Here is a 13,955-nt window from a genome sequence, read left to right as displayed (position 1 = left end):
CGCCGGCACGGCGACCCGCGCGTACGTCCGCGAGAACAGACTCGCCGAGCGCGCCGGCATCCTCGGCGCCCGCAGCCTGGGGCAACGCCGGGCCCTCGCCGGCGCCCACCCCTGCGTCGGCGAAGGGGTCCAGGACGGCGGTGGCCTGCTCGTCGGTGAGGGTGAGCGGGGGCAGGAGCCGGACCACGGCGGAGTGCCGGCCGCCGAGTTCGACGATGAGGCCGCGGGCGAGGCACTCCTGCTGGACGGGGAGGGCCCGGGGACGGGGGCGGCGGGCGGTACGGGGTCGTCCGGTCCCGCCGCGTCGGGGTCGACGAGTTCGACGCCGATCATGAGGCCCCGGCCTCGGACGTCGCCGACGCAGGGGTGGGCGCCGGCGAGGGCCCGGAGTTGCCCGAGGATGCGGGCGCCGAGGATGCCGGCCCGCTCGGCGAGTCTGTTCTCGCGGACGTACGCGAGGGTCGCCGTGCCGGCGGCCATGGCGAGCTGGTTGCCGCGGAAGGTGCCCGCGTGGGCGCCGGGTTCCCAGACGTCGAGCTCGGACCTGTAGACGATGACGGCGAGGGGAAGGGAGCCGCCGATGGCCTTGGAGAGGACCATCACGTCGGGCACGACGCCGCTGTGCTCGACGGCCCAGAAGGCGCCGGTGCGGCCGACGCCGGTCTGGACCTCGTCGACGACGAGGGGGATGGAGCGGTCGGCGGTGATGCGGCGCATCCGGCGCATCCAGTCGTCGGGCGCGGGGATGACCCCACCCTCGCCCTGGACGGCTTCGAGGATCATTCCGGCGGGGGTGGTGACGCCGCTCTTGGGATCGTCGAGGAGGTACTCGGTCCAGCGGGCGGCGAGTTGGGCGCCGCGGGTGCCGCCGACGCCGTAGGGGCAGCGGTAGGAGTGCGGGTACGGCAGCCGGGTGACACGGACGTCGGTCGCTCCGCCCGAGGCGTCGAGGGCGCCGGAGGTCATGCCGTGGTAGGCGCCGGTGAAGGCGAGGAGTCCGCTGCGGCCGGTGGCGGTGCGGACGAGTTTGAGGGCCGCCTCCACGGCGTCCGTTCCGGCCGGTCCGCAGAACTGGATGCGGGCGTTGTCGGCGAGTTCGCCCGGCAGGGTGGCGAACAGTTCCGAGGTGAAGGCGTCCTTGACGGGGGTGGCGAGGTCCAGGACATGGAGCGGGGCCCCGGAGTCGAGCACCTTCTTGACGGCTTCCAGGACCACGGGGTGGTTGTGGCCGAGGGCGAGTGTCCCGGCGCCCGACAGGCAGTCCAGGTAGCGGCGGCCGTCGGCGCCCTCGATGGTCAGCCCTCGCGCGCGTACGGGGACGACGGGCAGGGAGCGGGCGTAGGTGCGGGCTGCGGACTCGCGCAGGGACTGACGGCGCAGGATGGCTTCGTACCCGCCCCCGCCTCCCTGATCCGAGGGTCCCTGGGCGGAAGCCGCTCGGTCCGGAACCCTCCGGGCCGCAGCCCCTGGGTCCGGAACCCCCTGAGCCGCGGGCGCCCGGTCCGAAGGTCCCCGGTTCGGGGTGTCCCGGACCGTCGGGGTGTGCGTCCCTGCGTCGGGCTGTCCGGCGCCAGGCCCGTCGGGCGTCCGGCCGTCGGGCGTCCGGGTCTGCGTCCGCACGGCCGGTGGGACGGCCGGAGCTGAATCGGTCACGGCCACGGCTCGGTGTCCTCCCGCTGTAACAGTTGCGTTGCACATCGGGACGTCGTGGAGCCGCCGCAAGGGCCGCCCTGAACGCCACCGTTGTGTCCCCCGTACGTACCAACGACGCGAACTGCCCAGGATCACGGGCCGGAGGCAAGAACTTGGCGTGTCCCGGATCACGGCACGGCAACGACGGAACGATGGCCGGAACCGCGGACCGACCGCGTACCGTCCCCTCCGGCACCGGCATAGTGGGGGCCGTCGGCCGCCGCCCGCACGGGCGCGGCCGCTGTCCATGCACAAGTTGACGTAGTCCCAGGGGGATCACGAGATGCGATCGATTCGTCCGCTGCTGACGGCGGCTTCCGCCGTCGCGGCGCTGACGCTCACCGTTACGGCCTGTGGACCGAGCGAGGAGAACGCGGGGGACAAGCCCAGCGCGCCCTCGACCGCCCAGAACCCGGCCGACAAGATCAAGATTCCGGAGGACCTGAAGGATCGCCTGAGGGAGCACGGGATCGACGTCGACAATTGGCGGAACGGCGAGTGGAAGAACTGGGACCGCGACAAGTGGCTGCGTGAGGCCAAGGACTTCGTCAACCCGATCATCGAGGACCTCTGGGACCCGGACCGGATGCGGGACGCCGAGCGTCCCGACAAGCCGGTCGAGGAGGAGGACATCTCGGGTGACGAGGGCGTGACCGACCCGACGCCGGACCCGGTGCGGGCGAAGGCCGTGGCGGCGAAGTACCACAGCAACGCCCCGGAGTCCGGGAAGGTCTTCTTCGACGGCCCCGAGGGCTCGATGGTCTGCTCGGCCACGGTCGTGCAGGACCCGGCGCACCCCGGGAAGTCGAACATGGTGTGGACGGCCGGCCACTGCGTCCACAAGGGCAAGAAGGGCGGCTGGTACCGCAACATCGCCTTCGTGCCCTCGTACAACGACGCCGCCCTGTCGACCGCCGACCTCGAGAAGGCGTCGCGGGAGCAGATCGCGCCGTACGGCGTGTGGTGGGCGGACTGGGTCAAGACCTCCGACCAGTGGATCGCCGAGGGCGCTTCCACGGGCGGCGCGGGCGCGCCCTACGACTTCGCGGTCATCCAGGTGACCCCGGAGAAGGGCGGTACGACCAAGTCCCTGGAGGAGACCGTCGGTTCGGCGCTTCCCGTGGACTTCAACGCGCCGGCGGTGCCCAAGATCGCGGCCATGGAGGCGACGGGTTACCCGGCGGCGCCGCCGTTCGACGGCCAGCGGATGTTCCAGTGCGAGGACAAGCCGGGCCGGCTGTCCCTGAAGAAGGAGCAGCCGACGATGTACCGCATCGGCTGCACGATGACCGGTGGTTCGTCCGGTGGCGGCTGGGTCGCCCGGGGCAGTGACGGCAAGCCGGCGCTGGTGTCCAACACCTCGATCGGCCCGTCGACGGCAGGCTGGCTCGCGGGTCCGCGCTTCGGTCCCGAGGCCAAGGCCATCTTCGACGAGGTCAGCAAGAAGTACGCCGGGCAGTAGGCGCGCGGGGCGGGAGGCGGGGCCCTGTGGGTCTCGCCTCCCGCCATGCCTGCCTCCAGGGGGCTTCACCCGGACAGGGAGAGCCCGCCGGCCCGCCCTTCGCTCGGCCGTTCGCCCGACCGGCATACTGTGCACCGCAAGTGACGCGTCCATGGCAACGTCAAGGCGAGAACGCGCCGGAGACGAGGCCGCTCCCCGGACGCGGGAATCATCTCAGGGGGAATTCACCACATGCGTTCCGTACGACTCCTACCCGCCGCTCTCGGCCTGGTCACCGCGCTCGCGCTGACCGCCACGGCCTGCGGCCCCACCGAGACCCCGGCGGCCGACAAGCCGGCCGCGGGAGCGAGCAGTTCCGCGTCGGGCACCGACAGCGCGGCCACCGGAGACGGTGGCGCCGACCTCACGAAGGACCTCGCCGACAAGCTGAAGAAGCACGGCGTCGACCTGGACAAGTGGAAGGACGGCGAGTGGAAGAACTGGGACACGAACACCTGGCTGCGTGAGGCCGAGGACTTCGTCAACCCGGTCATCGACGGGCTCTGGGACCCGGCGCGGATGCAGTCCGCCAAGAGCCCCGACCCCACGATCACCGCGCAGGCCGGAGGCGGCGGCACCGACCCGACGCCCCGCCCCGTCAAGGCGCAGCGCGAGAAGACCCCGTACCACCGCAACGCGGCCCCGGTCGGGAAGATCTTCTTCGACTCGCCGCAGGGCCACATGGTCTGCTCCGGCACGATCGTGAAGGACCCGCGCCGGCCCGGTAAGTCCAACCTGGTCTGGACGGCCGGCCACTGTGTCCACGCGGGCAAGAAGGGCGGCTGGTACCGCAACATCACCTTCGTCCCGGCCTTCAACGACCTGGGCAAGTCGCCCTCCGCGCTCAACAACGCTCAGGCGCACGAGATCTACCCGTACGGCCAGTACTGGGCCGACTGGGCCGTGACCTCGGGCGAGTGGATCCAGTCCGGCGGCACCAACCAGGCCTGGCCGTACGACTACGCCGTCCTGCACGTGCAGCCGCAGCGGGGTGGCAAGTCCCTGGAGGAGACCGTCGGCGCCGCCCTGCCGGTCGACTTCTCCGCCCCCGCGCCCGCGCAGTCCGGCACGATCGGCGCCTGGGGATACCCGCAGGCCGCCCCGTACAACGGCGTGATCATGCACAAGTGCCTGGACCGGGCGACGCGCATGACCACGGCGCCCGCCACCCCGGTGATGTACCGGATCGGCTGCACGATGACCGCGGGTTCGTCCGGCGGCGGCTGGTTCCGCGTGCTGCCCAACGGGAAGACGGCGCTCGTGTCGAACACCTCGATCGGCCCGGCCGGCAGCAACGGCTGGCTCGCAGGACCGCAGTTGGGCCGGGGCGCGAAGGCGGCCCACGAGATGGTCAGCAAGAAGTACGCCCGCTGACCCGTCCCGTCACGGCGCCCACCGTCATGACAGAAGGCGCCGGTCCCCTCCCTCGCGGGAGGAGGCCGGCGCCTTCGTCGCAGTCAGGTCAGTGCGCCGCGGGAACGTACGGCGCGAGCATCGCCGCCAGTTCCTCGTGCACCCGGGCCTTGAGCAGGGTGCCCTCCGGGGTGTGCTCCTCGGACTCGACCTCGCCCTCGGCGTGCACCCGCGAGACGAGACCGCCCTGCGTGTACGGCACGAGCGCTTCGAGCTCGACCTGCGGGCGGGGCAGCTCGGAGTCGATGAGCGCGAGCAGCTCCTGCATGCCCTGGCCCGAACGGGCCGAGACCACGATGGAGTGCTTCTCCATCCGCAGCAGTCGCTGGAGCACCAGCGGGTCCGCGGCGTCCGCCTTGTTGATGACGACGATCTCCGGCACGTTCACCGCGCCGACGTCCCGGAAGACCTCGCGAACGGCGGCCAGCTGCTCCTCCGGCGCGGGGTGCGAGCCGTCCACCACGTGCAGGATGAGGTCGGAGTCGCCGACCTCCTCCATGGTGGAGCGGAACGCCTCGACCAGGTGGTGCGGCAGGTGCCGGACGAAGCCGACGGTGTCGGCCAGGGTGTAGACCCGGCCGGTGGGCGTCTCGGCCCGGCGGACGGTCGGGTCGAGCGTGGCGAACAGTGCGTTCTCCACGAGTACGCCCGCGCCGGTGAGGCGGTTGAGCAGGGAGGACTTGCCGGCGTTCGTGTATCCGGCGATGGCGACCGACGGCACCTTGTTACGGCGCCGCTCCTGCCGCTTGATGTCACGGCCGGTCTTCATCTCCGCGATCTCCCGGCGCATCTTCGCCATCTTCTCGCGGATACGGCGCCGGTCGGTCTCGATCTTGGTCTCACCGGGACCACGGGTGGCCATGCCACCACCGCCGCCGCCACCCATCTGACGGGAGAGCGACTGACCCCAGCCACGGAGGCGCGGCAGCATGTACTGCATCTGCGCGAGCGCGACCTGCGCCTTGCCCTCTCGGGACTTGGCGTGCTGGGCGAAGATGTCGAGGATCAGGGCGGTCCGGTCGACCACCTTGACCTTGACGACGTCTTCGAGGGCGATGAGCTGGCCGGGGCTGAGCTCGCCGTCGCAGACGACGGTGTCGGCACCGGTCTCCACCACGATGTCGCGCAGTTCACGCGCCTTGCCGGAGCCGATGAAGGTCGCCGGGTCCGGCTTGTCACGGCGCTGGATCACGCCGTCGAGCACGAGGGCGCCGGCCGTCTCGGCGAGGGCCGCGAGTTCCGCGAGGGAGTTCTCCGCGTCCTGGACGGTCCCGGAGGTCCAGACACCGACCAGCACGACGCGCTCCAGGCGCAGCTGGCGGTACTCGACCTCGGTGACGTCCTCGAGCTCGGTGGAGAGGCCGACGACACGGCGCAGGGCCGCGCGCTCGGAACGGTCGAGCTGGTCGCCGTCCCGCTCTCCGTCGATCTCGTGGCTCCAGGCGACGTCCTCTTCCATCAGGGCATCGGCCCGAAGGCTCTCGGTACGGCTCGTCTCCGCGAAGCTCTGCTCGTCCTGGGAAGGGGAAGAAGAGGAGGTCATTTGATCCTTACGTCGATTGCTTTCACAGCGGCGCCGGTATCGGCGCGCCATGGAGCGATGAGTCTTATGCCGTCACAACGCGTGAGGGCACGGGAAGATTCCCGGTCCGTCGGCCGCGTCGCCGACCTGAAGATGGTGACACGCCCCGGCGGGGCCCGTCATCCGGGTTTCGGCCCCGTCGTCCCAGCCGGGCTCCCGGCCCGTCATCCGGGCTTCGGGGCGGTCCGCGCGGCCCCGGCCGGGTTGCTGCGCCAGTCCGGGTGGCCGGGCATCGCCGGGGTCTTCGCCTCGTACAGCCAGCCGCGGAAGAAGGCGGTGAGGTCGCGTCCGGTGACCTCCCCGGCCAGGGCGACGAAGTCGGCGGTGGTGGCCGTGCCGTCCCGGTGGTCGGCGACCCAGCGCCGCTCCAGGCGCCCGAAGGCCTCGGTGCCGATCTCCTGGCGGAGCGCGTAGAGGACGAGGGCGCTGCCGTCGTACACCACGGGCCGGAAGAGGCTGATCTTGTGGCCGGGCGAAGGCGGCTGGGGGGCGGCCGGCGGGCCGCCGTCGGCCCTCCACCCGTCGGAGGCGGCGTAGGCGGCCTTCATGCGCCGCTCCAGGGACTTGCCCGCGGTCTCCTCGGCGTACAGCGCCTCGTACCAGCTGGCGTGCCCCTCGTTGAGCCAGAGGTCGGACCAGGTCCGCGGTGAGACGCTGTCGCCGAACCACTGGTGGGCCAGCTCGTGCACCATCACCGAGTCGACGTACCACTCCGGGTAGCCGGGCTCGGTGAAGAGGCGGCGCTCGAAGAGCGACAGGGTCTGGGTCTCCAGCTCGAAGCCCGTGGTGGCGTCCGCGACGAGCACTCCGTACGTCTCGAAGGGGTACGGGCCGACCTTCCGCTCCATCCACTCCAGATGGCCGGGGGTCTTGCGGAGCCAGGGCTCCATCAGCTCCCGGTCGGCGGTGCGCACCACGTCCCGTACGGGCAGGCCGTGGGGTCCTGACCGGTGTACGACGGTGGAGCGGCCGATGGACACCTGGGCGAGCTCGGTGGCCATGGGGTGGCTGGTGCGGTACGTCCAGGTCGTCGTGTCGCCCCGGACGACCCGGCCGGTGGGCAGCCCGTTGGCGACGGCGGTGAGCCCGCTGGGGGCGGTCACGCGGAAGGTGAAGTACGCCTTGTCCGACGGGTGGTCGTTGGACGGGAAGACCCGGTGGGCGGCGTCGGCCTGGTTGGCCATGGCGAGACCGTCGCCGGTACGGACCCAGCCGCCGGTGTCGGCGGGACCGCTCGGGTCGCTGGTGTGGGTCACGGTGATCTCGATCGACTCGCCCTCGTCGATCGGCACGGCGGGGGTGACGACCAGGTCCTCGCCGCTGGTGGTGTACGTGGCGGCCAGGCCGTCGACGGTGACGGCGGAGACCGTGCCGTGGGTGAAGTCGAGGTTGAGCCGCTCCAGGTCGGCGGTGGCGAGCGCGTCGATCCGGGTCACGGCGGCCAGCGGCGCGGTGTTGACCCCGGGGTAGGTGAGGTCGAGGGCGTACGAGAGGACGTCGTAACCGGGATTGCCGAGGTGGGGGAAGAGCGGGTCCCCGATGCCGAGCGGCGCCGGGGCGGGCAGCGCGGCGGCGACGAGCCCGGCCGAGGCGGCGACCAGGACGGCGGAGCGGAGCCACCGCGCACGGGGCAGGGGCGTTCGGACGAGCGGCATGGGCCAGGCCTTTCCGGAGGACTGGCCCTACGGCTACCAGGACCGCGCCCGCTCCCCCGGGCGGCGCGCACGCCCGCCACTCGAAGGGGGACACGGCCGGTCCCGCGCCACGCCGGCCCGATGCCTCGCGGCACCGCCCCGTCCCCGGCGGGTCAGGCCCGGCGGGGCTCCGGGGAGCGGTGCCGGGCGCGGCTCACGTCGTACACCCCGGGCACGTCCCGCATGGCCCGCATGAGGGCGGCGAGCCGGGTCACGTCGGGCAGGTGGAGGGTGTACGTGTGGCGGACCCGCTGCTCGCTGGGCGGCTCGACGGTCGCGGAGACGACGGCGGCCCCGGCGGCGGCGATGGCCTCGGTGAGGTCGGCGAGGAGACCGGGCCGGCCGAAGGACTCCGCGACGAGGGTGACCCGGCCCTGGGTGGTGTCGCCCCAGCGGACGGCGACGGGTTCGCGGCCGAGCCGGCGCATGGTGTCGACGGCCGAGCAGCCGTTCCGGTGGACGGTGACGGATCCGCCGCGGACCCGGAAACCGGTGATCTTGTCCGGTGGTACGGGGGTGCAGCAGCCGGCCGGCCGGACGGAGGCGCGGGGCTCGCCCTCCAGGTCGGCGTGGAGTTCCGCGCCGGAGCGGTGGTCGGCGGTGACGCCGGACTGCGGCCGGGGGCCGGTCCTGGCGACGGGCGGCGCGGCGCTCTCCGGATGGGCCCGGAGCCAGCCGGTGATCGCGATCCGGGCCGCGGGGGTACGGGCGTGGTCGAGCCACTCGGGGGACGGCCCGGAGACGGCGTCCTGGGCGAGCAGCAGCTGGACGGTGTCCCCGTCGCCGAGGACGGTGCTGAGGGGCGCGAGGCGCCCGTTGACGCGCGCGCCGAGACAGGCGTGGGCGGCTTCGCCGTGCTGGGCGTAGGCGGCGTCGACGCAGCTGGCGCCGGCGGGGAGGCTGATCGTGCCGGGGACGCTGCCGTCGGCACGGAAGACGGTGATCTCGTCGTCCTCGGCGAGGTCGGCGCGGAGCGAGGTCCAGAAGGTGTCCGGGTCGGGGGCGGCCTGCTGCCAGTCGAGGAGCCGGGAGAGCCAGCCGGGGCGGGTGGGGTCGACGCGTTCGCCGTCCTCGGCGGCCGGCGGATCGACCGTGGCGGGTGCGTCAGCCGCGCTGGGTGCGTCGGCTGCGTCGGGTACGGCCGATGGGCCGGAAGCGGCTGATGTGGCGCGGGCGGCAGGGGTGGTGCGTGCGGCGGGGGTGGCGCGTGCGGCGGTGCCCCGTGGGGTGCCGGTCGCCTGGCGGCCGGTGTTCGCCGGCGCCGGGGGAGCCGCGGCGGCCTGGGCTTCTCCGTCCGGGGTGGCGCCCGGCTGCGCCGTCGGCTCCTGCCCCACGTGCGGGTTGCCGAGCGCGACGACCCCCGCCTCCGCGACCGTGTGCATCCGGTGGGTGCGGATGAGGACCTCGGCCACGGCGCCGTCGGGGGCCGCGACGGCGGTGTGCAGGGACTGGTACAGGTTGAACTTGGGGGCCGCGATGAAGTCCTTGAACTCGGAGATCACCGGGGTGAAACAGGTGTGGAGCTCACCGAGCACCGCGTAGCAGTCGGCGTCCTCGGAGACCAGGACGAGGAGCCGCCCGAAGTCGCAGCCGCGCAGTTCGCCGCGCTTCAGGCGGACGCGGTGGACGGAGACGAAGTGCCGGGGCCGGACGAGGACTTCGGCGCCGATGTCCGCCTCGCGCAGGACCGCCGAGACCTTGTCGGCGACGGCGGCGAGCGCGTCGCCCGCGTGCGGGTTCCCGGCGATGAGCGCGCGGGTGGTCTCGTACTCCTCGGGATGGAGGATGGCGAAGACGAGGTCCTCCAGCTCGGTCTTGAGGGCCTGGACCCCGAGCCGTTCGGCCAGCGGGATGAGGACGTCCCGGGTGACCTTGGCGATCCTCGCCTGTTTCTCGGGCCGCATCACCCCGAGCGTGCGCATGTTGTGGAGCCGGTCGGCGAGCTTGATCGACATCACCCGGACGTCGTTGCCGGTGGCGACGAGCATCTTGCGGAAGGTCTCCGGCTCGGCGGCGGCGCCGTAGTCGATCTTCTCCACCTTGGTGACGCCGTCGACGAGGTAGGCGACCTCGTCGCCGAACTCCCGGCGCACCTGATCGAGCGTCACGTCGGTGTCCTCGACGGTGTCGTGGAGGAGGGACGCGGTCAGGGTGGTGGTTTCCGCGCCGAGTTCGGCGAGGATCAGGGTCACCGCGAGCGGGTGGGTGATGTACGGCTCGCCGCTCTTGCGGAACTGGCCGCGGTGCGAGGACTCCGCGAGGACGTACGCCCGGCGCAGCACCGACAGGTCGGCCTCGGGATGGTGGGCGCGGTGCGCCTCGGCGACATGGCTGATCGCGTCGGGCAGCCGGTCGCGGGGAGCCGGTCCGGCGGTGGCGCCGAGCAGCGCGGCGCGGCCGATCCGGCGCAGGTCGATTCGGGCGCGTCCGCGTCTGCGGGCGGTCGCATCGGTGACGGCGGCTTCCGCCGCGCTCACAGGGTTGGTGGCCTCTGCGCTCATGGGGCACCTCCGGCAACGTCGACCGGCGGTGGGCGGGCCAGGCGTGCCCGGGGGGCCGGTGCTTGATGCTACCGACCCCACCACGTGGCGCAGTCGCCCTCTCGCTCAGCGTGAATCGGATCACCCATTCGAGCGACAAATCAGTCGTTGACTGTTTCGATTTCGTCGCTTCCTTCGATTCCGCGCCGGTGCGGGCGCTCGGCCTCAGCCGAGCCAGGCGGGGTCGACGGTGCCCTCGGCGACGATCACGGCGGGGCCCGTCATGTCGATCTGCCCGTCGGGGTGCTCGGTGATGACCAGCGTCCCGCCGAGCACGTCGACGGTGTACGTGACGGGGGTGCCGCTCTCGGCCGGGTCGGCGCCGTCCCGGCGGGCGGTGGCGACGGCGACGGCGCACGCGCCCGTGCCGCAGGACCGGGTCTCGGCGGCGCCGCGCTCGTGGACCCGCATGGCGACGTGGCGGGGGCCGCGGTCGGCGACGAACTCGATGTTCACCCCGTCCGGGTAGACCGCGGCCGGCGTGTACGGCGGCTCGGTGAACAGGTTGCCCGCGTGGTCGAGGTCCTCGACGAAGGCGACCGCGTGCGGATTGCCCATGTTCACATGGCGCGCGGGCCAGCTGCGGCCGTCGACGGTCACGGTGACGCCGGCCTCGGGCAGGAGCGCGCGCCCCATGGCGACGGTGACGGAGCCGTCCTTGTCGAGGTGGACGCGCTTGATCCCGCCGCGGGTGGCGACGGCGACCTCGCCGGCGGTGACGTGCCCGGCGTGCTCCAGGTAACGGGCGAAGACCCGGACCCCGTTCCCGCACATCTCGGCGACCGAGCCGTCGGCGTTCCGGTAGTCCATGAACCACTCGGCCTCGTCGGCCATGTGCCGGGCCTCGGGGTGGGCGGCGCTGCGCACGACGTGCAGCAGCCCGTCGCCGCCGATGCCGGCCCGTCGGTCGCAGAGGCGCGCGACGACGGCCGGGGGCAGGTCCACGGCGTTCTCCGTGTCGGGGACGATCACGAAGTCGTTCTCGGTGCCGTGGCCCTTGAGGAACCGGAGGGGCGGGAGCGGTGAGGTCTGCGCGCTGGTCACGAGATCAACTGTACGGGGTGGACCCGACAGACCGCCCGGTCGTCCACAGGGCGGTCGGTGCGACCCGCCGGGCGACCGCGCTCGTCCGGTCAGCGCAGGCGGGCGACGCGCCAGACCGCGAGGGCGACCAGCGCTGCGATCGTTGTCACGTAGAGCGCGAGGTACCGCCAGTTCGGGCGCTCGCCCGAGCCGCGCTGCGGGAGGCCCGGCCAGGTGTAACCGACTTTGCGGGCGGCCATCATGCCCCAGCCCGCCGCGCAGAAGCTGATCAGCAGACCCAGCATGGCGAGGACGGCGCCGCCGTCCCCCGAACCGAAGGCGAGCGGGAACGCGAACATCAGCGAGCCGACGGCCGCCAGGCCCACGATCGGGGCGAGCTGCCAGATCCGCAGCCGGCGCTGGGGGCGCAGTTCGACCTCGACCTCGTCGGCGTCCACCTCGACGGCGGTTCCCACCGCGTCGTCGGGGCCGTCCGGGGTCAGCCCGGGGGCACCGACCGACAGGTCGTCGGTCGGACGACCCGGTGTGTCACCCGTCGGGTCACCGAGCGCCGATTCGTGCTGTTCTCTGTCGCGAGGGCCGGCCTCCATCGCCACGCGCCCTCCCCACTCGGACTCCACTTGGTCGATCGATGCTCGATGATGGCACGCTCCCGACCGCCGAAATGACGGGCGGAGCGTCCCGATGCCATCACGTGATCAGGCTGTGACCGCTCGTTCGACCAACGAGAGCGCCTGCCCCGGGAGTTCCCCCCGGTGATCTGCGGCTCCGCTGAGCCAGTGGACGCGCGGGTCGCGGCGGAACCACGAGTCCTGGCGGCGGGCGAAGCGCTTGGTGGCGCGGACGGTCTCGGCGCGCGCCTCGTCCTCGGTGCACTCCCCCGCGAGGGCGGCGAGGACCTGCTGGTAGCCGAGGGCACGGGCCGCGGTGCGCCCCTCGCGCAGGCCCTGGGCCTCCAGGGCGCGCACCTCGTCGACGAGGCCGGCCTCCCACATGCGGTCCACGCGCGTGGTGATCCGCTCGTCGAGCTCGGGGCGGCCCACGTCGACACCGATCTGAACCGTGTCGTAGACGGAGTCGGGACCCGGCAGGTTGGCGGTGAAGGGCTTGCCGGTGATCTCGATCACTTCGAGGGCGCGGACGATCCGGCGCCCGTTGCTGGGCAGGATCGCGCGGGCCGCCTCGGGGTCCGCTTCCGCGAGCCGGGCGTGCAGGACGCCGGGGCCGCGCTCGTCGAGTTCGGCCTCGAGCCGGGCCCGGACGGCGGGGTCGGTGCCGGGGAACTCGAGGGCGTCGACGGCACCCCGTACGTACAGACCGGAGCCGCCGACGAGGACGGGGGTGCGGCCGGCGGCGAGCAGCCGGTCGATCTCGGCGCGGGCGAGCCGCTGGTACTCGGCGACGCTGGCGGCCTCGGTCACGTCCCAGATGTCGAGGAGGTGGTGCGGAACGCCGCCGCGTTCCTCCGGGGTCAGTTTGGCGGTCCCGATGTCCATCCCCCGGTAGAGCTGCATGGAGTCTGCGTTGACGACCTCGCCCCCGAGGTGCTGGGCGAGGAATACACCCAGATCGGACTTTCCGGCCGCTGTGGGACCGACGACGGCGATGACCCGCGGGGCGGGAGCTGCGCTTCTCACCGCACCAGTCTCGCAAACCTCCCGGCCCGTCCCCGAATGAGCTACGTGACGGGCCTCATCCGGCTTCGTTGCCTGTTGCGAGGTTCCGGCCGTCGATCATCACGGAATCCCTCCCATCCGAGTACGCTATGGAGTGAATATGGGCGTTTTTGCAATGTTTCGCCGTAAGAAGAAGGATGCGGCCGCGGTTTCGTCGGAGGAGACGGAGACCGGGGCCGTCGCTCCGGTGGAGGACGGCGACACGGCGACGGAGACCGGAGCGGACGCCCCGGAAGCGGCGACCGGGGCCGGGGCCGACACGGCGAGGGCCACGCCCGCTGATGCGGTCACGGCGAAGGCCGCGTCCGCGGAGGCGGACGGCGTCGACGCGGACGAGGTGGAGACCGGAGCGGTCGCCCCGGAGGTGGTGGACGTGGTGGATGTCGTGGAGATCCCGAAGCAGCAGTCCGCCGGGGCCGCCGCGGACAACGAGGCCGGCGAAGGCGCCCGTAAGTAGGCAGCACACGGAAGAGGGACTCCTCGGGGGTCCTCGGAGGGAAGGTGCCCCATGGGTCTCCTGGATTCGCTGAAGGCAAAGCTCGCCCCTGCCAAGGACAAGGTCGCCGACCTCGCGCAGCAGCACGGCGACAAGATCGATCACGGCATCGAGAAGGCCGCGAAGCTGGTCGACGAGAAGACCAAGGGCAAGTACAGCGGCAAGATCCATTCCGGTACGGACAAGGCCAAGGACGCACTGGACCGGATCGGTCACAAGGACGACGGCACGCCGGGGAGCGGCGGCACCCCCGGGACGGGCCCCACGCCCGGCGTCGGCCCCTTCCCCGGGACCGCCGGCCCCACGCCCCGCACCGG

General features: G+C 72.6%; 10 protein-coding genes and 1 pseudogene. 4 read left to right on the top strand and 7 right to left on the bottom strand.

From position 1 onward, the window contains the following. Positions 1 to 1,659, bottom strand: a pseudogene (locus AOK00_RS15350) (diaminobutyrate--2-oxoglutarate transaminase family protein); the annotation flags it as partial. A 316-nt stretch (positions 1,660 to 1,975) separates the two neighbouring features. Here AOK00_RS15350 and AOK00_RS15345 point away from each other — a divergent pair. Next, on the top strand, positions 1,976 to 3,154 hold the full coding sequence (locus tag AOK00_RS15345) for a trypsin-like serine peptidase (RefSeq protein ID WP_173861570.1): 1,179 nt from the start codon (positions 1,976 to 1,978) through the stop codon (positions 3,152 to 3,154). Positions 3,155 to 3,385: 231 nt separating this feature from the next. Next, the gene (locus tag AOK00_RS15340; RefSeq protein ID WP_055600867.1) at positions 3,386 to 4,567 is read left to right on the top strand and encodes a trypsin-like serine peptidase; all 1,182 of its coding nucleotides are present in this window, start codon (positions 3,386 to 3,388) and stop codon (positions 4,565 to 4,567) included. Positions 4,568 to 4,655: 88 nt separating this feature from the next. On the opposite strand, the gene hflX is transcribed toward AOK00_RS15340, so the two are convergent. The 6 genes from hflX to miaA form a co-directional block, all read right to left on the bottom strand. After that, the gene (hflX, locus tag AOK00_RS15335; RefSeq protein ID WP_055600866.1) at positions 4,656 to 6,149 is read right to left on the bottom strand and encodes a GTPase HflX; all 1,494 of its coding nucleotides are present in this window, start codon (positions 6,147 to 6,149) and stop codon (positions 4,656 to 4,658) included. 203 nt (positions 6,150 to 6,352) lie between these two features. Next, positions 6,353 to 7,843, bottom strand: a complete 1,491-nt coding sequence (locus AOK00_RS15330; protein ID WP_055600865.1) for a M1 family metallopeptidase — start codon at positions 7,841 to 7,843, stop codon at positions 6,353 to 6,355. A 152-nt stretch (positions 7,844 to 7,995) separates the two neighbouring features. Continuing rightward, positions 7,996 to 10,383: a RelA/SpoT family protein gene (locus AOK00_RS15325; RefSeq protein ID WP_055600864.1), complete on the bottom strand. Its 2,388-nt coding sequence runs from the start codon at positions 10,381 to 10,383 to the stop codon at positions 7,996 to 7,998. A 204-nt stretch (positions 10,384 to 10,587) separates the two neighbouring features. Then, a complete protein-coding gene (dapF, locus tag AOK00_RS15320) occupies positions 10,588 to 11,466 on the bottom strand; it encodes a diaminopimelate epimerase (protein WP_055600863.1) in 879 nt (292 codons plus the stop codon). 89 nt (positions 11,467 to 11,555) lie between these two features. Further along, positions 11,556 to 12,056, bottom strand: a complete 501-nt coding sequence (locus tag AOK00_RS15315; RefSeq protein WP_055600862.1) for a hypothetical protein — start codon at positions 12,054 to 12,056, stop codon at positions 11,556 to 11,558. Positions 12,057 to 12,164: 108 nt separating this feature from the next. Continuing rightward, positions 12,165 to 13,103 carry a tRNA (adenosine(37)-N6)-dimethylallyltransferase MiaA gene (gene miaA, locus AOK00_RS15310; RefSeq protein ID WP_055600861.1) on the bottom strand — a complete coding sequence of 313 codons (939 nt, stop codon included), beginning with the start codon at positions 13,101 to 13,103 and terminating at the stop codon, positions 12,165 to 12,167. 154 nt (positions 13,104 to 13,257) lie between these two features. Here miaA and AOK00_RS15305 point away from each other — a divergent pair, with 154 nt between their 5' ends. Beyond that, on the top strand, positions 13,258 to 13,599 hold the full coding sequence (locus AOK00_RS15305; protein WP_254047377.1) for a hypothetical protein: 342 nt from the start codon (positions 13,258 to 13,260) through the stop codon (positions 13,597 to 13,599). A gap of 51 nt (positions 13,600 to 13,650) precedes the next feature. Beyond that, positions 13,651 to 13,955: antitoxin (locus AOK00_RS15300; protein WP_055600860.1), on the top strand; the 305-nt coding region annotated here is incomplete at its 3' end.

The sequence above is a fragment of the Streptomyces aureus genome (assembly GCF_001418135.1).
GTDB lineage: Bacteria > Actinomycetota > Actinomycetes > Streptomycetales > Streptomycetaceae > Streptomyces > Streptomyces aureus_A.
Note: the sequence above shows the minus strand (reverse complement) of the source record. Positions and strands in the feature narration are given on the sequence as shown.